This is a genomic window from Aureivirga sp. CE67 (genome assembly GCF_015767245.1).
Lineage (GTDB): Bacteria > Bacteroidota > Bacteroidia > Flavobacteriales > Flavobacteriaceae > Aureivirga.
The window spans coordinates 148,353-170,142 of record NZ_JADOTV010000006.1 but is presented as its reverse complement, the minus strand read 5'-3'; the positions used below and the strand labels follow the sequence as shown (position 1 = coordinate 170,142).

Sequence of the window (21,790 nt, the reverse complement as noted above, 5' to 3'; positions counted from 1 at the left end):
TAACATATAATCAAAATATGAAAAAACAATTACTAGCCCTTTTTTGTCTTTCACTTTTTTTTATCTCTTGTGAAGAACAGAAAAAAATAGAACCAAAAAAAACAGAAACTAATAAAAAGGAAATTACTTCTACGAAAAAAACAATCGAAACATCCGTAACTAAAGATAAAAAAATTGAAAAACCAACTAATATCATAGATGATGTTACTGTAAATTTATTATTGGATGATTTATATAAAATTGCAGATAATTCAACATTTGAAATTGTGAAGAAACCTAAAATAAACATTCATAATGAAGCTATTATTGATACTATCAAAACACATCATTTTAATAAATCAAGCATAACTTCTTATAAAGCGAAAACGAAAGAATTTATATATCATGCAACTATCAAAGATTCTGAATTTAAGTTTTTAGATTCTATATTTATTGGTGTAGAAAAAGGCATTTTAGAACAAAAATTCAAAAGAGATTCTCTTACAAATACTATTAAAATTAAGGATTTCGAGGGGTCAATTATTTTCGAATTTAGCTTAGAAAATAATAAATTAAAACAAATAGATTTTGAATGTTATATTGATTAAAATATAACAAATTAAAAATTATATGACAGAAAGATCACTTTTAAAAATAGGAGATTTTCACGAAAATAATTGTGAAGATTTTTTAGTTTCAGAAAAAATTGGCTCAAAACAAAAATTAATTGCTGTGATGGATGGTTGCACTATGGGAAAAGAATCTTCATTTGCATCCATGTTGGTTGGAAAAACTTTGCGAAAAATTTCAAAAGACAAGTTTTATACAGAATTCATCGAAAAAAATCAGTTTTCTTTAGAACATCAATTGAAAAGTATTTTGGAAGCACTTTTCAAAACCATTCGAAATATTCAAAATGAATTGAATTTGGATGAACTAGAATTATTGACAACGCTAATTATTGGTGTGCTAGATTTTGAGACACAAGAAGCTGAATTAATCACAATTGGTGACGGAATGATTTATCATGATGGAAAAATTACAGAATATGAACAGGATGACAAACCAGATTATTTCGGTTATCATTTGAGTGAAAATTTTGAAACTTGGTATCTCAATCAAAATCAAAAATTACATATTAATAATTTCAAAGATTTATCAATTTGTACGGATGGAATTTTCTCTTTTAAAAATCTGAAAACTCCAGATAAAAGCATGAATTATAAAGAGATTATTCATTATTTATTGGAAGATCAAATTGAGTTTGAAAACGAACTTTTCTTTGAAAATAAAATGAGAAGCTTGGAAAATGATTTTCAACAAAAAGTAACAGATGACATCGCAATTATTAGAATTAAAAATTAATTATGAAGAAAGTATTATTTATTTTATCAGTATTATTTATTTTATCAGTATTATTTAGTAGTATTTGTTTTAGTCAAAGCAAATTAATCAATAAAGTTGTTTTAGAAATTTGCGATGAATTATCTAATTCTAAAAAACAAATTGAAAATTTCACGCAACAAGAAACACAAGAAATTATACAAGATGTTTTAAAAAAGAATCAAACAGAATGGATAAAAGAGTTTAAAAAATATAGTGATAACTCAAAAAATCTAAAAATCTCAGCATATCTTTATAATCAACATTTTTTACATGTTTTAGAAATTAAATGTCCAAAATATAGAATTATCAATAAAAAATTTGATAATTATATTTCAAATAAGAAAGAGTTAAGAAGACTTTATTTTCAAAGTGAAGATTTCATTTATGCTTTGGAAGACCAAAAAAATATGGATGATTTATTTAAATATTTGGATAAAAATTTACAGAATAAAAACACCTCAGAAATTTTAGAAAAAAGTAAAATTGAAATTGAAAAATATTCTAAAAATGCGAGTGTAAGTAATATTCTTGTTTATAAAGATGGATTTACTTTCAGAGTTAGATACACAAATTTCAAAACTGATTTAACTGAATTTCAAATTGATGTAATTTTCAGCGATAGTTCGGATTTAAAAATTGATAAAATCCATATTAAAGATAAAGATCAATTGACAGCAGAGTTGAAAGAAAATGCCAAGTTTATCGAAAAAGTTAATAATGGAGAATTAACATTACCTCCTCCTCCAGCTCCAAAAAATTAAAGTTTTATTTGGAACTAAAAATATCTAAAATGAAGAAAATAATACTTTTTATCACACTTATTGTTTTATACTCTTGTACCCCATCAAAAGACACTGAAAATAAATATATAAACCAAAGGAATGAAATAGAAAAGATAAATACGCTTAAGAAAAACGAAATAGAAGCACTTTTCAAAAAAATAAAATTGAACAAAACCGAAAAACAAAATTTTAAAGATTCTGAAAATGTCTATTTTGCTGTAAAAAAATTCAATTCTAATTTAGATTCTTTGATAAAAAAAATTCAACTTAAAAAACAAGATCGAGAAGTTGATTCTTCTATTGTTCAAAAATATTATTTCTATAAAAAAGAATTCATTTCAAAATTAAATATTACAAACGACTTAAAATCTAAACAATCTATTGATTCACTTTTACATAATAAATATGAATTATATGATTTACCAAATTTCGCAATACAATCTGAATTCGTTAATTCTAAATTAAATGCGAACAATGTTGCAATCTTACTTTTAAATAAGTGAGATCGTAACTTCACTTTTAGGAAAATACTTAAAAAATAGTGGTTCAGAATTAGATGAAAAAATTATAACTTGAAGAAAATTAATTCATCAAAAAAAGAAATTGAAAAAAATCTGAATAAAATGTCCAAAATGAATTGAGTTGTGTGTCTTTATGATGAATTTAAAACGTATTAATAATAAAAAATAAATCAAAATGAAAAAATTTTTATTACTACTTCACGAAGACATGGAAAAAATGAGAAATCTTTCTGTAAAAGAAATGGAAGAATTGGAAAAATCTCATATTTCTTGGGCTGAAAAATTGGCAAATTCTGGCAATTTAATTTCAGGTGACGGACTTCAAGAAAAAGGAATGTTGATTTCAGGGAAAGATTGTATTGTAAAAGATGGAACTTATTTGGAATCAAAGGAATTGATTGGAGGTTATTATTTAATTCAAGCAAAAGACTTGGAATCTGCAGTAGAAATGGCGAAAGAATGTCCTTGTCATATTTGGGGAGGAACTACAGAAATTCGACCAATAATGAACATTGAAGAATATGTCCAATAAAACACATTCTATCATAGAATCAAATTTTCGAGCTTCTTATGGAAAGCTATTTTCTGCGCTAATCAGTCAGTTTGGTGTCGGTTTTACTAGCGAAATTGAAGATGCAATTCAGAATACATTTTTGAAATCTTTGAAAAGCTGGAATACTTCAAAAATACCAGATCATAAAGAAAATTGGCTTTTTATAGTTGCTCGAAATGATATGATTAATCAAATTAGAAAAAAGAAAAAAACTAGCGAAGAAGTAGTTCTAATTGAAGAAATAGAAACAGAAATTTCTTCAGAAGATCTTCGTTTACAAACAATTCTTTTTCTAGCTTCTTCAACTAAGATTTCTACGCAATCTAAAGTTTTATTTACTCTAAAAAATATTTTTGGTTTACATATTCGTGAGATTTCTGAAGCGACTTTGCTGAATCAGGATGCGATTTATAAAAACCTAAAAAGAGCAAAAAGAAAACTGAAACTAGAATTTGAAGCACAAGATATTTCTGTTTTAGTTCAAAAAACTTCTCAAGAAGAAATAAATATTGTGGAAGAAATTCTTTACGCAGTTTTCAATATCGGTTTTGATTCTTTTGATGAAAAACAGAAAACAATTATCAATGAAGATTTGTGCTTGGAAGCTTTGTCTTTGGCAAAAATTCTTTATGAAAAACACCAACTAAATTCTACTAAAAATCTACTAGCTCTTTTCTGTTTTCATATTGCAAGGATTCCTGCAAAAATTGAAAATGGTAAACTCATCTCATTCTTTAAACAAAAAAGAGAAAATTGGAATAAAGAAATGATTCAACTTGGTTTTCATTATTTGGAAAAACCTGAAAATCTGAATAAATTTTACATGGAGACTTTGATTATCAGTAAATATATGATGGTTAAAGATTTCTCTCAATCACATTGGAACACAATTGTAAATCTTTATGAAATATTGTTGAAACTTTCGAACTCTCCAATTATCAAATTGAATTATTGTTATTGTTTAAACAAAGCGGATAAAACAGAGCAAGCATTGGAAATATTAGAAGAAATCGAGAATGATTTTCCTTCAAGACATGTTTATTTTTCTTTGGTAAAAGCAAATATTCTTAGAAAAAAAAACCCGAAAAAAGCAGAAAATATCTTAGCTTCGATTGTAGAAAAAATGAATCAAAATATTAGAAAAGAATATTTATTAGAAAATAGTTTTATTGATTTGTAGAAAAAAGATATTACTTTTTTGTTTTTACTTACATAAGAAAAATCCTATCTTCACTTTCAAATAAAAAACAATGAATTCTCTGAAAAACAATTTTCTAAAAACTTCTTTTTGCTTTTTTCTATTTCTTTTTATCTCAAATACTTCTTTTGGACAAAATCAAAAAAAGCATACTCGAGAAAGCTTAGTTCCTATCATCAATACAATTGTAGATGGAATTAATGTTCATATGTTTAGAACTCGAGCTAGAAATCATATTTATTCGGAGTATTTGAAAAAGAACATCTTGAAAAACAAACCTCATATTTCTCTATTTGTAAAAGATGATTTTAAATATCATTTAGAAAAAGACAGAGAAGGCTTTAGGATTGCAAAAGAGAATGTGAAACTTTTACCAGGAAAATGGGCGAAAATTGTTGAAAAAGATCTTCTAGAAATTGAGAAATTTCAAAATAAAGAAATTCGTTTAAATAAAGAGTTATTAGAGAAAACAGCTAAATCTATCAAAGTAAAAGATCGAGATTTCATTAAAAAATCTTTGATTCAATTGATTCAAAATACAAATAAACATGATGAGCTTGTTCGAAAAGTACATTCTGATTTTGAAACAATTTTAGAAGATTATCCACATCCTGATTCTAATAATTCTTGGGTTCGCTCTACTAATTATATTCAAGAAGTTTTGAAAAAATCGGAAAATATCTTGGATGATCTTAAATATGAAAAAAGAGAAATTGCACTTCAAAAGTTGGTAGCTCTTGATTCTTTAAGGAGTTTTTTGGAAAAAAATCAAATTGAAATATTAAATGGTATAAAAAAGTATCCTTATTACGGCGGACATCCACATAGCAATTATGAAATGTTTGTCATAATGACCAAAAAATTCATTAAAGTAATACGTGAAAATTCGCATTATCGTAGAAATATGACAAATCATAATACAGCAATAAGTGAATATACTAATTTGGTGAAGTATTATAATTCTTTTGTCGATCAAGCAATGATTAAAGACAATAATCATAATACACCTTCTGCTTCTCTATTAAAATATCCTTTAAAAAAATATTATATCAAAGTTTCGGAGGAAAACTCAAATTTTGAAAAAGAAAACTTACCAAACCAGATTACAGATAATTTAAAAATGGATGGTTTTAAAGAAAATCATTTGATTATTTTGTTAGATATTTCTAGAAGTATGGTTAAAGAAGAAAGGCTTCCTTTATTTAAAAAAGCTATGGAAGAGATTGCTTCGATAATGAGAAAAGAAGATATTTATTCTGTTGTCTTATTTTCGGATAAAGCTGAAACTCTATTTGAACAAAAATCTATCACAGAAAAAACGGTTTTGAATAAATTTTTAAATGTAAAATCATTTGGTAAAACGAATATAAATTTAGGAATTGAAAAAGCTTATAGTTTAGCAAACAAAAAATTTGATATTTCAAAAAACACCCGAATTCTGATGGTTACAGATGGAGATTTTAAAATTTCAAATGACCTGAATGAAAAAATAAAAATGGAAAAACAACGTATACAGTTTTCCGTATTTAATTTTGGAAAAAAAAACATTAAAATTTCTAGTTTACAAAAACTAACAAAAAACGGTAATGGAAATCATGTATACATCACTAATGAAAATCATATTAGTGCTTTACTAAATGAATTACGAAAAAAATAAAAAATTACAATGAAATTAAAATTTTTACTTTTCACTTTTCTTATTAGTTTATTCAGTTTTGGACAAAAATCAAAAATTGAATATTACACTTTTACGAAAAATACTATTGACACAACAGGGATTCGAAGTTATTTAATCTTTGATAATAATAAATCTCTTTTTGTTTGGAGATCAGAAAAACAAGAAGAAAAGTCTGAAATTTATGACGATGATGAGGATCGAGTAAACTTTAAAAAATCATTTAATGATACTATCGGAACTAGAGTTTTTAATAATTATGGAAAAAAATTCTTGGTTTTAAACGAACCTTTGATGGAGAAAAACTTTACTGTAATAGATCAGAAACCAAAATTTAACTGGAAAATCAAAGAAGAATTTAAGGAAATAAGTGGAATCAGATGTCAGAAAGCTACAACCAACTTTAGAGGAAGAAAATACATCGCTTGGTTTACAGAATCCATTCCCTCTCCTACCGGACCTTGGAAACTAGGAGGTTTACCAGGTCTAATTATGGAAGCTCATGATGAAGATTCTAATGTAAATTTTCTATTTAAATCATTTACTAAAAACTATTCTGGAAAGGAGAAAATTAATATTAATTTAAATAAAAATAATTCCTTAAAAATTGAAGAATTTGTGGCTAAAAAAGACGAGAGATTTGAAAGAATAATGAAACAACAATTAGCTAAACTACCTAAAGGAACTATAATTTCAGACTCAAAAAGAAGTAAGAGATTGGGATTAGAAATTATTTATGAATGGGAAATGAATAAATAAAGTACATATAAGTTCTCATCTATCCTTTCATTTTGACTTATAATTGATTAACTTAAAGAATGAAAAGCTTTTAAAATCAATTTGAGTGAGCAAAAAAATAGGATTAGGTGAGGCGATGTCCATCGGAATTGGTGGAATGGTTGGTGGAGGAATCTTTGCTGTACTTGGTTTGGCAGTACATTTGGCAGAAGGTGGAACTCCCATTGCATTTTTCTTTGCTGGAATTATTGCATTAATTACTTCCTATTCTTATGTGAAGCTTTCTCTGAAATATCCAAATCGTGGTGGAACTGTAAAGTTTATCAATCAGGGTTTTGGAAATAGTATTTTCAGTGGTGGAATCAATAATCTTCTTTGGATTAGTTATATTATAATGATTTCGCTCTACGCCTCTGCCTTTGGTTCTTATGCTCCCAATCTTTTCAAATTTATCGACAGATCTTTTGATTTTCATATTTATGCAAGTGCTGTGATTCTTTTAGCGACTTTTATAAATTATTACAGTATTAAAGTAGTTAGCGAAATCGAATCTTTGGCCGTAGTTATCAAATTAATTATTCTATTATTGTTTGTTGTCATCGGGATTTACGGTTTATTTAGCAGTCCAAGTGAAATGCAATTATATGTTTCTCATTGGGAAACTCCTCTAAAATTAATTGCTGGTGGAATGGTGATTTTTGTTGCTTATGAAGGTTTTGAATTAATTGCAAATGCAGCTCCAGATATTAAAAATCCTAAGAAAAATATTCCTAAAGCTTATTATTATTCTGTTATTTTAGTAATTATTATTTATGTAATTATTGCAACAGTTACTGTTGGTTCTCTACCTTTTGATGCTATTGAAAATGCGAAAGATTATGTTTTAGCAGAAGCTGCAAGACCAACTTTAGGGAAAACTGGTTTTATAGCTATTACCATCGCAGCTTTAATTTCTACTTTTTCAGCCATTAATGTTTCTCTTTATGGTAGTAGTAATGTTAGTTATGAAATTGCAAAAGAAGATGAATTACCTCAACAATTCACAAAAAAAATCTGGAAACAACCAATTGGATTAATCATCACAACAATTGCAACTTTATTAATCACAAATCTTTTAGACATAGAAAGTATTTCTACAGCAGGAAGCACAGGGTTTCTATTAATTTTCGCAATGGTAAATTTTGTAGGACTTAAAAAATGTAAAGAAATCAATGGAAATAAAATCATTTCCTTTTTAGGGTTTCTTCTATGTATGGCCGCACTTTTTATTCTTATGAATCAGCAATTTCACACCAATCAAACTGGAGTTATTGTGGTTTTATCAATAATTGGAGTTTGTTTTATAGTAGAGTTTATTTATAAGAAATATGGTAAAAAGAGAACGATAATTTAATCAATCATTTATGCAGGAAAACAAAAAAATAGGATTAAGAGCAGCAATATCCATCGGAATCGGAGGAATGATCGGTGGTGGAATATTTGGTGTACTTGGTCTTGCTGTTTCTTCTGTAAAAGGAGCTACTCCTGTAGCATTTCTTCTTGGTGGAATTATTGCACTACTTACCTCCTACACTTATGTCAAACTTTCTTTAAAACATTCTGATCGTGGAGGAACAGCAAAATTTATAAATCTCGGTTTTGGAAAAGGAATTTTCAGTGGAGGAATCAATAATATTTTATGGGTAAGTTATATCATCATGATTTCTTTGAATGCTTATGCTTTTGGCTCATACGCTCCTAATGTTTTACCAATTATTGATAAAAACACAGATTTTCATATTTATGCAAGTTTTGTTATTCTTTTTGCAACATTTATTAATTATTTCAGCATTAAAGTAGTAAGTAAAACGGAAGCAATCGCAGTTGTAATCAAGCTAAGTATTCTCTTTCTATTTGTAATTGTTGGTATTTTTGTTTTAGATAAAAGTCCTCACATTTCTCAATTAGCAGTTTCTAATTGGGAATCTCCTCTGCAAATTGCCACTTGTGGAATGGTAATTTTCTTAGCTTACCAAGGTTTTGAATTAATTGCCAATGCAGCTCCAGATATTAAAAATCCTGAAAGAAATGTTCCTAAGGCTTTTTATTATTCGCTACTTTTTGTCATTTTGATTTATATTATTATCTCTGGTTTAACAGTTGCTTCACTACCTATCCATAGAATAGTAAATACTAAAAATTATGTTCTTGCAGAAGCAGCTAAACCTATGCTCGGAAAAACTGGTTTTACAACTATTGCTATTACTGCAATGATTTCTACTTTTTCTGCAATTAATGTTTCTCTTTATGGAAGTAGTAGGGTTAGTTATGAAAATGCTCTTGAAAAAGAACTTCCGGAACAATTTACCAAGAAAATATGGCAAAAACCTGTTGGTTTACTATTCACTACAATTTGTACTTTAATTATCACTAATTTTTTAGATATAGAAAGTATTTCTACTGCAGGTAGTTTTGGCTTTCTATTAATTTTTGCTACCATTAATTATATTGGTTTTCGAAAATATTCAGAAATAAAAGGGAGTCTTTTTATTTCATTTATTGGTTTCCTTCTATGTGTTGGCGCTCTTGTTATTTTAATTACTAAGCAATTAAAATCTAATAAACTTGGTGTTTTTGTAGTTTTAACAATTATTTTCACTTGTTTTATTTTAGAATGGTTTTATAAAAAAGTTGTTTTAAAGAAGAAGGGAAAACATTAGCTTTTCTTTAACATCGTATTTTGTATTTTGCTCAAAATTTAACAAAATATGAAAAAGAGAAAAATTGGATTTCTATTATTAGGAATTATCGGAATTGCTGCACTTATTATTTTTTCATTCATCAAACCGATTTCGCAAGATTTAGCTTACCATCATTTTAGCGATCATTCAGATTTAATGGGAATTTCTAATTTTTGGAATGTAATTTCAAACCTTCCTTTTCTATTTGTAGGACTTTTTGGGATTTTTAGTTTGAAAAAAATGAATCGGAAAAATATACAATTTCTAACTTTTTTTGTTGGGATTACTTTGGTTGCTTTTGGTTCTGGTTATTATCATTGGAATCCAAATAATGAAACTTTAATCTGGGATCGATTACCTATGACAATTGCTTTCACTGCGCTATTATCTATTTTGGTTTCAGAATTTATAAATTTTAAAACAGGAAAAAAACTTTTAATTCCATTTATAATTCTTGGATTATTGTCAATTATTTATTGGGTTCTGAAAGATGATTTACGTCCGTATGTTTTCATCCAGTTCTATCCTATTCTTTCGATTCCAATTATTTTGATTTGCTTTAAAACAAAAAATAAAACTTCAAAAGGTTTTTGGTTATTACTTCTTGCCTATCTTTTCGCAAAAGTATTTGAAACTTATGATCACTTTATTCATGAAAATCTAAAATATATTAGCGGACATACTTTAAAACATATTTCTGCTGCAGTAGGAATTTTTCTTTTGACTCTTTCTTATTTGAAGTTTGAAAAGAAAATAGTGTAAAAAAAATATCACGATTATTTTAAATCAATAATCGTGATATTTAGTATTTTTAAATTGTTATGATATTTATTCTTTTATTACTTTAAAAGTTTGCTCTTCATTGTTCTGAGAAACTATTTTGATATAATAAATTCCATTTGAAAACTTTCTAAAATCAATTTCTTCTACTTTATCATTTTTATAAATGATTTTTCCTAAAGTATTATGAATAATGATTTTGTCTGAAAATTGCATTCCTTGAACATTCAATTTATCGACTATTTGAGTTGGGAAAACTTTTATTTTATTTTGATTTAATTCCTCAACACTTAAAGTTTCTTCAATAACAATTTCAATTGAAGAAGTACTTGTTTCTCCACATTTTTCAGCAGTAAGAGTTACGGTATAAGTTCCTGCTTCTACAAATACGTGCGTAGGATTTTCTTCTGTCGAAACTTCAGAACCATCACCAAAATCCCAAGAATAATTTTCACTTAAACCTGAATTATTTGTAAAAACAACTTCATTATTTTCATTTTCTGTATAAACAAAATTTGCAACAGGACTATAAATATTTACATTCCAATTTTCTAAATCTTCAAAAACTAATTCTTTAACTGTTGTTTTAATATTTGCTGTAACTTCTGCATCTAAAGTTGAGTTAAAAGTCACTGCAGTTGGATCTTGTTGAAATAAAATCGTGTAAAAAGTACAAGCAGCCAAATAAGAACCTGTCAATGAAGGATGCGATTCATCAGCTGTATACAACTCATATTCTGGGTAATTCTCACGAATACTTGCCCAAACAACAGCTACAGGAGAAATAAATCCTTCATTATCATTTGCCATAATTGTATAATTATTGATCAACTGATTGTTCATTCCTTCGAAAGTACAAACTTCTGGAACATATTGACAATTTGCAGCATCTCCATTTTCTCTTCCCCATGTTGTGAAAAATACTGGTCTTGAACAAGCATTATTTTCTCTAATTTGATTACATAAAATTTCTGCATAAGGAAAAACTTCATCAGCTACTTGCTGATCTCCCCAAGATGGTTCTTGACTTTGTGCCTGAAGTACAACATAATCCCATTGGTCTGAATTAATTTTTGCTAAAGTTTGTGCTGACTGTGCATGATTCATAAATCTTGTACCGCCTGGAGCATGCATTTCTATAGTTGCTTCAATACCTGTAGAAGTAGCCATTTCATTTACAAGATTTGGTAAATTGTTATAATTCGTATAACTGTTTCCGATAAATAAAATTTTGTTTTCTTGCGAAAAGCTTGTAACCACTGAAAATAAAGCGATTACAAAAAAAGTGTAAAAATGTTTCATAAAATAGATGTTTTTTTCGTTTAACACTTATGTGATGTTTAAACGAGTTTTTCTAAAAAAGAAAAAAATTAATGTTAATAGATTCTACAAATGAATAAAGAAAATTTGCAATATTCAAGTTTTACGGTAGATTTGTCTTTTTTACAAAAGTGTTCTGATATTCGCATCGCTTTTCAAAATAATCAACAGTATATGAAAAAAATTTTACTCTATTTATTACTATTATTAAATATAAATTTTTTAAATGCGCAGGCAGGAAAAATTACAACGAAACTAGTACACGATGCTTATTTTGGTTTTAATTTTTCTGAAGAATGGCAATTTCTTACCACCGATTTTTATTTATATAATGAAGGGTCTTTTATAAACCTTGTTCGTACAAAGAAAAATAAAGGAGAAAAAGTGGAACATTTAACGCTTACAGCTACTTTACCAAATTATTTTGATTCAAAAGGAAGTAATCTTGTGTATCCGCTTTATAGTTATCAAATAGATTCTGATAGAAAAAATAATATTACTAAACTTCATTATGAAAGAAATGAGAAAATTCGTTTGCTTGATGATTATCCTTTGGCAAAAACAAATGGAGTTGTAAATGCGGATATTGATGGATTTATAGTAACAGATAGTAATAGAAATAAATTTCTTCGATCTATTTCGGATCAATTGATTAATATTTCAAGTGCGCCAGAACCTAGTTTTGGAATCATGAATTTATTAGGTGAATTGGGGAAATTTTTCAAACAAAGTTTTTCGAAAAAGCAATATACTTTCCGTTCTTCAATTAATCTTTATAATGACACTAATTTTGAAAAGAAACCACATTCAATCAAAGTTTACACTTTTAATTCTTTAAATATTAGAAAATTAAAAGAAGTTCAGAATAAATTAAATAAATATGTACAAAGAATTTATGATGGAAATAAGTCTGAAGAGTTGAACATTGCAAAACTTAGTAAAGAATTAAACATTCGTGGAATTCCTTATTTTATTGTAATTAATTATCGTTCGAAATATGTTCCGCCTGCAGTTTTAGGAGATAAAATTGATTCTGATTTTGTGAAAAATTACGAAACTAGAATCATGGAAGATTGTAACAAAAAAATCAATACCGAGAAAGTTTGCGAACAACAAAAGAAGCTTTTAGATTTTTATGTTGCCTTTTTAGATTTTAAGAAAAATGTGAATTTATTTTCTAGAGAATATAAAAAAGCGACGATTGCTAGTAAAGAATTAAATTTATTTACAGTAATGTCTTCTTATAGAACTTTATTGAAAATTTTAGAAGAAAACAATGCGATTTATGAAAACAATTCTTCTTACCAAAATGATTTTTCACCTCGTTATAGAGAGTTGATTTCTTTAGCAAATCAGTATTTAGAAAAGTATGCAGAGCTTAAAGATGTAAAAACATTTACTTTGACTTTAAACCAAATTACAAAAAATAAAGAATTGGTTTATGAAAGCAATGAAACACTAGAAAATTATCTGAATATTCTTTATTTATTAAAACTTCCAAACATCAAAAAGAATACGGCTGATTATGATGAAATTGTAAATTCTATTGACAAAATTGAGGAAGCTCTTCAAAAAAATAAATATCGACTGATGTTGGTTCCTTTGGTAAATGGAAATGTGACGGAAGAAACTATTGAGCAATTTCATATTTTGACAGAACAAATCAATATTTCGAAATGTAAAGTTTGTGAAGAAAAAGTTCGTCCAACGCTAGAAATTTTTGAGGATAAAATAAAAAGAAAAAACCTTAGAGGAAAACGTGAAGAATTAATTAGTATAAAGAAAAAATCACGTCGTGATTTATTTTCATTTATTAGAAAAAAAGATTGTTATACTAGTTTCATCAAATCTGTTAACTTAAATAAAAAAGCTACAGAAACAGATATTTTTATCAAAAGTGAACTGGATCGAATCATTATTTTGATTGATGAGTTTAAAGAAATCGTGAATGAAGATATTTCTAAATTAGAGTCTTCTATCAAACTTCTTGATTATAAATCATTATTAGAGTCTAAATTGGAGAATTTGAAAGAAGAAATTCAATATTGTGATACGAATTATACAGAAAGTTTAAATTGTAAGTAATCTGTATATTTTTTGTCTAAATCATTACATTTGCAAAAGACATATGAAGTATATAAACATGAATAAAATAAAAAATATTGGACTTTTAATCTTGGTTATTTTCAGTCTTTCATCCTTTGCTTTTCATAAGTATTATATAGCATTGACGGAGATTGATTATAATTCTAAGACTAAAAGTTTTGAAATAATCTCAAGAGCTTTTATTGATGATTTGGAACTTTCACTTGAAAATATCCACAAAAAAGAAGTGGAATTAGCTACCCCTGAAGAAGTGGAAAACGCCGAAGATTTGATGAAGCAATATTTAACAGAAAATATTGAGATTATTGTAAATGGAAAAAAGCAAGATTTTATCTTTATTGGTAAAAAATATGACGCAGATTTGGTATTTTTCTTTTTAGAGATTCCTTTTAAAGATGAAATAAAATCTTTTGAGATCAAGAATACTGCGATTATGGAAACATATCCAGAACAAAGAAATATTATCAAACTGAAAATTAACGGAATAGACAAAACATTTCACTTAACTAAAAACGAAGCTAAAGGATTGTTAAATTTTTAATAAAAATATCTTAACAACGAAAAAAATATTTATTTTCGGAGCTTCAACTAAATATATTACTAACTTTCATGAGAAGATTCACAAAATCATTATTATCTCTTCTTTTGATTTCTTCTTCTATGTTCGCGCAAGAGGCAGAAAATCAAGAAAAAAAGGGACATTACAACACGAGTAAATTCAAACAACTAGACGACGTATTACCTACTCCAAATATGTATAGAACTGGTTCTGGAGCTCCAGGAGCACACTATACACAACAAAAAGTAGATTATGTAATGAACCTTAGATTAGACGAAGATAAAAATCGTCTTTATGGTGAGGAAAACATTACTTATCACAATAATTCACAAGATCCTTTAGAATACCTTTGGGTACAATTAGACCAAAACGTAAGAGCTAAAGATTCTCAATCTCCTGACCAAAGATCAGAAGGTGTGAATACGGTTTATAGTCCAGAAGATTTCACTAAAAAAATCATGGGACACAAGTTTGATGGCGGATTTAATATCGAACATGTAAAGGATGTAAACGGAAAAGACGTTTCTTATATGATTAATCGTACAATGATGCGTATTAATCTTCCAAAACCATTATTACAAGGAGAAACTTATGAATTTTCTATCAAATGGTGGTACAATATAAATAACTACATCGCAGAAGGTGGTCGTTCTGGATACGAGCCATTCGAAAGCGGAAATAATATTTATGTAATCGCTCAGTTCTTCCCAAGATTAGCTGTTTATAGTGATATTGAAGGTTGGCAAAATTTACAGTTTTGGGGACGTGGAGAATTCGCTTTAGAATTTGGTGATTATGATGTAAACATTACAGTTCCTGCAGATCACGTGATGAATGCAACTGGAGTTTTACAAAACACAAAAAAATTATTATCTAAAAAGCAATACAAAAGATTTGAAAAAGCACAAAAAACTTTTGATAATCCAATGTATATCGTAACTCCAGAAGAAGCTTTAGAGGCTGAAAAAGGACGTTCTAAAAAAACTAAAACTTGGCATTTCAAAGCACAAAATGTAAGAGATTTTGCTTTTGCTACTTCTCGTAAATTTATGTGGGATGCTATGGCTGTTGACGTAAACGGAAAAACTGTAATGGCTTATTCTTTATTCTCTAAAGAAGGAAATCCATTATGGGAAGAGCATTCTACAAGAGTTGTTGCTCAAACTTTAAAAACTTATTCTAGAATGACATTTGATTATCCTTACCACAAGGCTATCTCTGTTCACGCTAGAAGACAAGGAATGGAATATCCAATGATTTGTTTCAACTATGGTCGTCCAAAGCCTGATGGAACTTATTCTGATAGAGTAAAATATGGAATGATTGGTGTAATTGTTCACGAGGTTGGACATAACTTCTTCCCAATGATTGTAAACTCTGATGAGCGTCGTTGGACTTGGATGGATGAAGGAATCAACTCTTTCGTTGAAATGTTAGCTGAATACGAGTACGATCCAAACTTCCCTGTGAGAAGCCTACCTTCAGGTGTTGTTGGTTATATGGGAGGAGATCAAAGTAGAATTTCTCCGATCATGACACAATCAAATAACATTTACCAATTTGGTTCAAATGCTTATGCGAAGCCTGCTGCTGGTTTATGGATGTTACGTAAATCAATCATGGGAGAAGAATTGTTTGATTTTGCTTTCAGAACTTATGCTAGAAGATGGATGTTTAAGCACCCTTCTCCAGCTGATTTCTTTAGAACAATGGAAGATGCTTCAGCATTTGATTTAGACTGGTTCTGGAGAGGATGGTTCTATACTACTGACTGGAATGATATTGCAATTAAAGATGTAAACTTATTCTATGTAACAGATAAACCAACTCCTGAAGCTTTAGAATTAGCTAAAAGATATGGAATTACACCAGAGCAATTTGGTCCTGCTTTATTCTTAGTAAATGAAAAGAGTGAAGTTTTTGACGAAAACTTAAAAAGTGTTGAGCCAGAAGATTATACTGTTCTTTCAGGACACATCAACGAGCATTTAGATGAAGAAGCTAAAGCTGAGTTAACTTCTGCAAAATATATCTACGAAGTTACTTTCTCTAAACCTGGAGGATTAGTAATGCCAATTATCGTTGAGTTCGAATTTGAAGATGGAACAAAAGAGCGTAAGCAATTCCCAGCTCAAATCTGGAGATTCAATGATAAAGAAGTAATGAAAGTATTTGGATTTGATAAAAAGATTAAATCAATCACTGTAGATCCAGAAAATGAATTAGCAGATATTGATGAGTCTAACAATAGTTGGCCAAATGCAAAACCTTCTAAATTTGAAGAGTTTAAAAACAGTAAAAAATAATTGAATTTTAATTCATAAATAAAAACCGAAAGTGTAGTGCTTTCGGTTTTTTTGTGTCAAATTTTTAAAAGTTATAAGTATTCTATTCTTTCATTTAATCTTCCTATTTTTAGCTTAAAAAATTATTATATTGTTCCTAAAAACAAAAACTTAAAAAATGGAAACTAATCAAAAAATACTAAAAAAAATAGAGTTAAATCAATTTGATAATCGAATAGGTTTAAAACTTGGACTTGATATTTTAAAACTAGCAAAGGAAAAAAATAAAAATATTGCAATACAAATTGAACGATTAAATCATATTGTATTTTCATATGTAGATAATAACCTTCCTGCTGATAAACATAATTGGATGCGAAGAAAATCAAATATTGCCAAACATTTTGAAGAAAGTTCTTTGAGTGTAAAACACGATTTGAAAAATGGTAATATGACTTTAAGTGAAACATTTGCTTTAGATGAAAAAGATTATTTAGCAAAAGGTGGTGCTATACCTATTTTCGTTAAAAATGCTGGTATGGTTGCAGTCATTACTGTTTCTGGATTAAGTGATGAAGAAGATCATCAAATAATTGTGGAAGCACTAGAAAGAAATTATGCGCAATAAATAAAAAACACAGCGTTAAGAAAGCTTAAAAATCACACATAAAATTTTAATATTTAGTAACTTAGAGTAAATAGTAAAATTTATATAAATATGTGTGCAAAAATGAAAGCTGCGGTAGTTCGTGAGTTTGGAAAACCATTAGACATTTGTCAAGTGGATAAACCAGAAGTGCAACCCGGAAAAATCATTGTAAAAGTAGAAGCTAGTGGAGTCTGTCATACAGATTTACACGCTGCAAATGGAGACTGGCCCGTAAAACCAAACCCACCGTTTATCCCTGGACATGAAGGAGTTGGTTATGTGGCAGAAGTTGGTGAAGGTGTGACAAGTGTAAAAGAAGGAGACCGTGTTGGTGTTCCTTGGCTACATACTGCTTGTGGACATTGTAAATATTGTTATTCTGGTTGGGAAACACTTTGTTTACAACAACAAAATACTGGATATAGTGTCAATGGAGGTTTTGCTGAATATGTAATGGCCGATCCAAATTATGTAGGTAAATTACCTGATGGATTAGAGTTCGCTCCTGCTGCTCCTATTCTTTGTGCAGGAGTTACTGTTTATAAAGGTTTAAAAGAAACAGAAGTTCGACCAGGACAAACGGTTGTAATTTCAGGAATTGGTGGTTTAGGACATTTGGCTGTTCAATATGCAAAAGCAATGGGAATGAATGTAATTGCTGTTGATATTAATGATGATAAACTTAGATTAGCAAAAGATTTAGGTGCACAGTTAACTATTAATGCTAAAAATCAAGATCCGATCGCTATTCTTGGAGAAATGGGCGGTGCAGATGGTGTGCTTGTAACAGCTGTTGGAACTTCTTCATTTTCACAAGGTTTTGGAATGCTTTCTAGAAAAGGTACTATGAGTTTAGTTGGTCTTCCTCCTGGAGATTTTCCTTTACCAATTTTTGATACCGTTTTAAATAGAAAAACAGTTAGAGGATCAATTGTTGGAACACGTTTAGACTTGGAAGAATCTTTACAATTTGCTGCAGATGGGAAAGTAAAATCGCATTATCATATGGATAAATTAGACAATATCAATGAGATTTTTGAAAAAATGGAGAAAGGTCAGATTGATGGAAGAATTGTGGTAACGATTTAAATTAAAACAATATATAAAACAAAAGCATATTGGGAAATTTCAATATGCTTTTGTTTTATATATTGTTTTATTTCGTTTGAGTCATTTCAAAAATTTGTTTTTCTGTGAACTTTCGGAATGATAATTTATATCCTTCTGTTCCTGCTAGAAGATAAAAAAGTAAATCGACTAATCCAAAATCATCGATAATTACATTAATAATTTCTAAAGGAGAAAAAAGAAAAATTCCATCAATAAATTCATAGCCACTATATCTTGAAGCAATTACTAAAACACTAAAGTATTTTCCTAAAGTACAACTAAAAATAGCTATTATAGCTCCCATTAATCCAAATTTAGGTTCCATTCCTTTTCCAAAGATTCTATTCGCAAATCCTACAGCAGCTCCTACTCCTATAGCCATAAACCCAATAGTAAATCCCGTTTTAAAAGAAATTAAAGCCCAAAGAATTGCACAGAAAAAACCAACAATAAATGAAGCTATAAAACCAAAAGAAAAATTTTGTTCTTGAAGGAGCTTCTGATATTCTTTTGTTGGTATACGTGAACCTCTTCTATTAAAATCTAATATTTCTTCTGAATCCAAAGATTCAGCTATTATTGTATCTAATTCAAAGTTTTCACACTCTTTTTCAAAATCAGCATGTTTATCAGTTAAATCACATACCAATCCAATTTTTAAATTTAATTTTCTATGTATACATCTTTCGCAGAATTTTAGATGTTCTTGCCTTGTCATATAATTTATTTTTGGTTTTTATTTTCATAGTCTAAATTCACTTTTTCATTTTATATTAAATAATTTTAAAATGAATTTGTTATTTAATTTTTAATGTCCAATTCTCTTTAAAAGGATAAGAAAAATTACATTTTATTTTTTTTTCTAAATTTATTTTATCAATAATTTCCTCAGAAATATAAAATTCTTCTTCTTCATTTTCAAACAGTTTCACCTCTCCATCTTCAATAATATAATAACCTTCGAAACGAACTAATTCATCATAATCTTCTACATAAAAATTAAAAGTTCCGTTGTCAAATAATTCTAATTTATAAATCTGTGAATCTAAAATTGTGGAAGCTTCTAAAATTTTTCCAAAAAAATTACCTGCAAGAATAACACTTGAAAAAGCTAAAAAAGAAATCAAATAATACTTTGATACTTTTTCTGATCTTAAAAATCTAAAGGATAAAAAAACAACTATCAATTGAATGATACTAAAAAATATAAAAATCACTTCATATACATTAGGACTTTGGGGTAATTGAAACCCTGAAGAATAAGTACAATTGATTTTTAGAAACCAATATTGATATACTAAACCTAAAAATGCAACTAGAAAAAGTTTTTTTATTTTTTTACTCATGTATGAAATTCTCTTATTTACTTCAGTTTTCTATTTTTTTTTCGTTAAAAACACTGAAATATTTATAATTCCAAACAATATATTAAATTTCGTTTTAATTTAATAATTTTTATAAAGAAAACACTTCATTCCCATTTGTAAATTCTCTACGATATCTTTTAACTTCTCTTTTGATAGTACCATTGTTACTCTATTTATTTTGATTAACTACTAATACCCTTCTCCTGTAAACCAATCATATCCTAAAATATTATGATATTCAACTGGAACAGTGTTTTGTATCTTTATATTCTTGTTTTTTTGCTCTATAAGAACCTTTCCTGTCTTCTCTCCTCCTTCAATTTTTTCATAAGAAATATATTCTAAAGTATCTATAGAATATCCTTTCCAAGCATATTTATACATTTCTGTATTCCCAGGGTGCCCATAACAAATTCCTCTTATAAGATGTTCTTTTGGAGAAAATGTAGGATTAATAAACTGAAATTCCTCTGTAAATTCCATATTACTCTTAAGTAAAAAAACAGCACTAAAAGCTTTTAAACAACACCCATTATTACCATACCAATTCACTACAAAATCTTTTAAACCATCTCCATTTATATCTTGAACTGTGTCATTTACATAACTCATTCTCCATTCTTTGTGAGAAACTAAAGGAATAAATTTATCTCTTTTAGATGAAAAATAATTGATTTGGTATTCATTTCCATTTTCTCTTATAATCTTTAAATGTTGTTCATCTTTAGAAAAAAAGAAATTTCTTTCAATTTTAACCCTTACTATAGAACTTGTATCAGCGCCATAATATTCAAATTCTTCAAAAAACTTTTCATTTTTATCCTTATTTTTAGCAATTTCAGTTGCTCTTTTTAAAAATAACGGCAAATTATCTTCTTCTTTATTTATTAATTCCTTTTCTGAAAGTATTTTCTCGCTAACCTCTGAAAGTCTTAATGTATCAGTTCCAATTAAATTATTTGTTTTTAATTCTTTTCGCTGTTCTTGACATGCAAAAAACAACATAAAAATTCCCATCAGAAGTAATAATTTTTCTTTTTTCATCTTTTATTTTAAAATCAATCTTTTTTAATCTCAATACACAATACGTTCTCCATCTTTAATAATCTGAAGAAATATATAAAAATCTGGATAACATATCGTTCTTTCTGAAATATCCCATTTAATAATTTTGTTTATTTCTTTTTTTGTGAACGATTTTTGCATTTTTTTTTAAAAAATAGCTTTCTCTATTCAAATTCTAATTGTTCTTCTATTATTTCTCTAAACTTTAAATCTCTAAACTCGTACCACCTTTCTGAAAACTCCTGATAATCACTTATTATACTTTTCCAATTTCTAAATGGCGATTTTCTTTGTAACACTCGACGTAACTCTTCTTGAAGATTTTTATCATCTATAGTTTCTGTAAACTCTTCCATCATTTTAAATTCTTCACTCGAAGTAGGTTTTTCTATTTCAACAAAAGCATCTGGAGCTGCTTCTAATTTATTAAAAGCATCTTGCCAATATTCTTTCAAAGAAGGATCGAAATCCAAATTGTCTGGATAGCAAACCAACTCTAATGTTTTTTTATGAAGAAAACATTTCATTCCTATTTGTAAATCCCCTACGATATCTTTTAACTTCTCTTTTGATAATACCATTATTATTTATTTAAGTTGTTTTCTTTTTAAAATTTCCAAAACAAAAACCAACCCAATCCCTAAAGTATAAGCTAACATATCTTTCCAATCAAATGTAGAACCAAGAGTCAAATCTGTCATCAAGCCTTTTTTTAGATTTAGAAGTTTTAAAATATTAACCCATTGAAGAACCTCAACGAAATAAGCAAAAAATAAAACGCTAATTGCAACTTTTTTCCAATCAAAATTTGTGATTGCACGAAAAAAAGAATAAAGCAAAATCACTACTAAAAAATCTCCTAAAACATGACGAATAAAGCTACCTCGAAAAAATGTCGCAATGATAGCCTCGACTACAATAATTACTAGAAAAATTAGAAAATACTTTATATTAAATTGTATGTTTTTCATTTAAAATAAATTTATAATTCCCCTCT

General features: G+C 27.8%; 22 protein-coding genes. 16 read left to right on the top strand and 6 right to left on the bottom strand.

What is annotated here, in order from left to right; all coding sequences use genetic code 11:
• The first annotated feature begins 17 nt into the window (after nucleotides 1-17).
• The 11 genes from I0K12_RS09925 to I0K12_RS09875 all read left to right on the top strand — a co-directional run bounded on the left by I0K12_RS09925 (nucleotide 18) and on the right by I0K12_RS09875 (nucleotide 10,314).
• Nucleotides 18-587, top strand: coding sequence for a hypothetical protein (locus tag I0K12_RS09925; protein ID WP_196887584.1), 570 nt, complete (start codon nucleotides 18-20; stop codon nucleotides 585-587).
• A gap of 22 nt (nucleotides 588-609) precedes the next feature.
• On the top strand, nucleotides 610-1,344 hold the full coding sequence (locus I0K12_RS09920) for a protein phosphatase 2C domain-containing protein (RefSeq protein WP_196887582.1): 735 nt from the start codon (nucleotides 610-612) through the stop codon (nucleotides 1,342-1,344).
• A gap of 2 nt (nucleotides 1,345-1,346) precedes the next feature.
• Nucleotides 1,347-2,126 (top strand): hypothetical protein, encoded by a 780-nt coding sequence (locus I0K12_RS09915; RefSeq protein ID WP_196887580.1) that lies wholly within the window; start codon nucleotides 1,347-1,349, stop codon nucleotides 2,124-2,126.
• Between the two features lie 29 nt (nucleotides 2,127-2,155).
• Complete coding sequence (locus I0K12_RS09910; RefSeq protein WP_196887578.1) at nucleotides 2,156-2,650, top strand: hypothetical protein; 495 nt, start codon at nucleotides 2,156-2,158, stop codon at nucleotides 2,648-2,650.
• Nucleotides 2,651-2,843: 193 nt separating this feature from the next.
• The gene (locus I0K12_RS09905) at nucleotides 2,844-3,200 is read left to right on the top strand and encodes a YciI family protein (RefSeq protein WP_196887577.1); all 357 of its coding nucleotides are present in this window, start codon (nucleotides 2,844-2,846) and stop codon (nucleotides 3,198-3,200) included.
• Entirely contained in the window at nucleotides 3,190-4,401 is a 1,212-nt protein-coding gene (locus tag I0K12_RS09900) for a sigma-70 family RNA polymerase sigma factor (RefSeq protein ID WP_196887576.1), read from the top strand. The genes I0K12_RS09905 and I0K12_RS09900 overlap by 11 nt, the downstream gene beginning before the upstream one ends.
• Before the next feature lie 70 nt (nucleotides 4,402-4,471).
• The gene (locus I0K12_RS09895) at nucleotides 4,472-6,076 is read left to right on the top strand and encodes a vWA domain-containing protein (protein ID WP_196887575.1); all 1,605 of its coding nucleotides are present in this window, start codon (nucleotides 4,472-4,474) and stop codon (nucleotides 6,074-6,076) included.
• Between the two features lie 9 nt (nucleotides 6,077-6,085).
• Complete coding sequence (locus tag I0K12_RS09890; protein WP_196887574.1) at nucleotides 6,086-6,853, top strand: GLPGLI family protein; 768 nt, start codon at nucleotides 6,086-6,088, stop codon at nucleotides 6,851-6,853.
• A gap of 85 nt (nucleotides 6,854-6,938) precedes the next feature.
• Nucleotides 6,939-8,225 (top strand): APC family permease, encoded by a 1,287-nt coding sequence (locus I0K12_RS09885; RefSeq protein ID WP_196887573.1) that lies wholly within the window; start codon nucleotides 6,939-6,941, stop codon nucleotides 8,223-8,225.
• Between the two features lie 10 nt (nucleotides 8,226-8,235).
• Entirely contained in the window at nucleotides 8,236-9,531 is a 1,296-nt protein-coding gene (locus tag I0K12_RS09880; RefSeq protein ID WP_196887571.1) for an APC family permease, read from the top strand.
• A 48-nt stretch (nucleotides 9,532-9,579) separates the two neighbouring features.
• A complete protein-coding gene (locus tag I0K12_RS09875) occupies nucleotides 9,580-10,314 on the top strand; it encodes a ceramidase domain-containing protein (RefSeq protein ID WP_196887569.1) in 735 nt (244 codons plus the stop codon).
• 66 nt (nucleotides 10,315-10,380) lie between these two features.
• Here I0K12_RS09875 and I0K12_RS22160 read toward each other — a convergent pair whose 3' ends face one another.
• Complete coding sequence (locus tag I0K12_RS22160; protein WP_196887567.1) at nucleotides 10,381-11,634, bottom strand: PKD domain-containing protein; 1,254 nt, start codon at nucleotides 11,632-11,634, stop codon at nucleotides 10,381-10,383.
• Nucleotides 11,635-11,826: 192 nt separating this feature from the next.
• On the opposite strand from I0K12_RS22160, the gene I0K12_RS09865 reads away from it, so the two are divergent.
• From I0K12_RS09865 to adhP, 5 genes are all read left to right on the top strand, one after another.
• Nucleotides 11,827-13,737 carry a hypothetical protein gene (locus I0K12_RS09865; RefSeq protein WP_196887565.1) on the top strand — a complete coding sequence of 637 codons (1,911 nt, stop codon included), beginning with the start codon at nucleotides 11,827-11,829 and terminating at the stop codon, nucleotides 13,735-13,737.
• A 58-nt stretch (nucleotides 13,738-13,795) separates the two neighbouring features.
• Nucleotides 13,796-14,299, top strand: a complete 504-nt coding sequence (locus I0K12_RS09860; RefSeq protein WP_196887563.1) for a DUF6702 family protein — start codon at nucleotides 13,796-13,798, stop codon at nucleotides 14,297-14,299.
• Between the two features lie 68 nt (nucleotides 14,300-14,367).
• Nucleotides 14,368-16,623, top strand: coding sequence for a M1 family metallopeptidase (locus tag I0K12_RS09855; protein ID WP_196887554.1), 2,256 nt, complete (start codon nucleotides 14,368-14,370; stop codon nucleotides 16,621-16,623).
• Between the two features lie 157 nt (nucleotides 16,624-16,780).
• A complete protein-coding gene (locus tag I0K12_RS09850) occupies nucleotides 16,781-17,230 on the top strand; it encodes a heme-degrading domain-containing protein (protein ID WP_196887552.1) in 450 nt (149 codons plus the stop codon).
• A gap of 102 nt (nucleotides 17,231-17,332) precedes the next feature.
• Complete coding sequence (adhP, locus tag I0K12_RS09845) at nucleotides 17,333-18,340, top strand: alcohol dehydrogenase AdhP (RefSeq protein WP_231372733.1); 1,008 nt, start codon at nucleotides 17,333-17,335, stop codon at nucleotides 18,338-18,340.
• A gap of 67 nt (nucleotides 18,341-18,407) precedes the next feature.
• On the opposite strand, the gene I0K12_RS09840 is transcribed toward adhP, so the two are convergent.
• The 5 genes from I0K12_RS09840 to I0K12_RS09820 form a co-directional block, all read right to left on the bottom strand.
• Nucleotides 18,408-19,079 (bottom strand): hypothetical protein, encoded by a 672-nt coding sequence (locus tag I0K12_RS09840; RefSeq protein ID WP_196887549.1) that lies wholly within the window; start codon nucleotides 19,077-19,079, stop codon nucleotides 18,408-18,410.
• 79 nt (nucleotides 19,080-19,158) lie between these two features.
• On the bottom strand, nucleotides 19,159-19,707 hold the full coding sequence (locus tag I0K12_RS09835) for a hypothetical protein (RefSeq protein WP_196887547.1): 549 nt from the start codon (nucleotides 19,705-19,707) through the stop codon (nucleotides 19,159-19,161).
• Between the two features lie 210 nt (nucleotides 19,708-19,917).
• Nucleotides 19,918-20,772, bottom strand: a complete 855-nt coding sequence (locus I0K12_RS09830) for a hypothetical protein (protein ID WP_196887545.1) — start codon at nucleotides 20,770-20,772, stop codon at nucleotides 19,918-19,920.
• Nucleotides 20,773-20,957: 185 nt separating this feature from the next.
• Nucleotides 20,958-21,374 (bottom strand): UPF0158 family protein, encoded by a 417-nt coding sequence (locus I0K12_RS09825; RefSeq protein ID WP_196887542.1) that lies wholly within the window; start codon nucleotides 21,372-21,374, stop codon nucleotides 20,958-20,960.
• Nucleotides 21,375-21,380: 6 nt separating this feature from the next.
• Nucleotides 21,381-21,764, bottom strand: a complete 384-nt coding sequence (locus I0K12_RS09820; RefSeq protein WP_196887540.1) for a DUF2809 domain-containing protein — start codon at nucleotides 21,762-21,764, stop codon at nucleotides 21,381-21,383.
• Between the last annotated feature and the right edge of the window lie 26 nt (nucleotides 21,765-21,790).

What these genes read in the sequence shown, in the direction of transcription:
- I0K12_RS09925 (WP_196887584.1), top strand. Translation starts at nt 18, where the DNA reads ATGAAAAAACAATTACTAGCCCTTTTTTGTCTTTCACTTTTTTTTATC.
- I0K12_RS09920 (WP_196887582.1), top strand. Translation starts at nt 610, where the DNA reads ATGACAGAAAGATCACTTTTAAAAATAGGAGATTTTCACGAAAATAAT.
- I0K12_RS09915 (WP_196887580.1), top strand. Translation starts at nt 1,347, where the DNA reads ATGAAGAAAGTATTATTTATTTTATCAGTATTATTTATTTTATCAGTA.
- I0K12_RS09910 (WP_196887578.1), top strand. Translation starts at nt 2,156, where the DNA reads ATGAAGAAAATAATACTTTTTATCACACTTATTGTTTTATACTCTTGT.
- I0K12_RS09905 (WP_196887577.1), top strand. Translation starts at nt 2,844, where the DNA reads ATGAAAAAATTTTTATTACTACTTCACGAAGACATGGAAAAAATGAGA.
- I0K12_RS09900 (WP_196887576.1), top strand. Translation starts at nt 3,190, where the DNA reads ATGTCCAATAAAACACATTCTATCATAGAATCAAATTTTCGAGCTTCT.
- I0K12_RS09895 (WP_196887575.1), top strand. Translation starts at nt 4,472, where the DNA reads ATGAATTCTCTGAAAAACAATTTTCTAAAAACTTCTTTTTGCTTTTTT.
- I0K12_RS09890 (WP_196887574.1), top strand. Translation starts at nt 6,086, where the DNA reads ATGAAATTAAAATTTTTACTTTTCACTTTTCTTATTAGTTTATTCAGT.
- I0K12_RS09880 (WP_196887571.1), top strand. Translation starts at nt 8,236, where the DNA reads ATGCAGGAAAACAAAAAAATAGGATTAAGAGCAGCAATATCCATCGGA.
- I0K12_RS09875 (WP_196887569.1), top strand. Translation starts at nt 9,580, where the DNA reads ATGAAAAAGAGAAAAATTGGATTTCTATTATTAGGAATTATCGGAATT.
- I0K12_RS22160 (WP_196887567.1), bottom strand. Translation starts at nt 11,634, where the DNA reads ATGAAACATTTTTACACTTTTTTTGTAATCGCTTTATTTTCAGTGGTT.
- I0K12_RS09865 (WP_196887565.1), top strand. Translation starts at nt 11,827, where the DNA reads ATGAAAAAAATTTTACTCTATTTATTACTATTATTAAATATAAATTTT.
- I0K12_RS09860 (WP_196887563.1), top strand. Translation starts at nt 13,796, where the DNA reads ATGAATAAAATAAAAAATATTGGACTTTTAATCTTGGTTATTTTCAGT.
- I0K12_RS09855 (WP_196887554.1), top strand. Translation starts at nt 14,368, where the DNA reads ATGAGAAGATTCACAAAATCATTATTATCTCTTCTTTTGATTTCTTCT.
- I0K12_RS09850 (WP_196887552.1), top strand. Translation starts at nt 16,781, where the DNA reads ATGGAAACTAATCAAAAAATACTAAAAAAAATAGAGTTAAATCAATTT.
- adhP (WP_231372733.1), top strand. Translation starts at nt 17,333, where the DNA reads ATGAAAGCTGCGGTAGTTCGTGAGTTTGGAAAACCATTAGACATTTGT.
- I0K12_RS09840 (WP_196887549.1), bottom strand. Translation starts at nt 19,079, where the DNA reads ATGACAAGGCAAGAACATCTAAAATTCTGCGAAAGATGTATACATAGA.
- I0K12_RS09835 (WP_196887547.1), bottom strand. Translation starts at nt 19,707, where the DNA reads ATGAGTAAAAAAATAAAAAAACTTTTTCTAGTTGCATTTTTAGGTTTA.
- I0K12_RS09830 (WP_196887545.1), bottom strand. Translation starts at nt 20,772, where the DNA reads ATGAAAAAAGAAAAATTATTACTTCTGATGGGAATTTTTATGTTGTTT.
- I0K12_RS09825 (WP_196887542.1), bottom strand. Translation starts at nt 21,374, where the DNA reads ATGGTATTATCAAAAGAGAAGTTAAAAGATATCGTAGGGGATTTACAA.
- I0K12_RS09820 (WP_196887540.1), bottom strand. Translation starts at nt 21,764, where the DNA reads ATGAAAAACATACAATTTAATATAAAGTATTTTCTAATTTTTCTAGTA.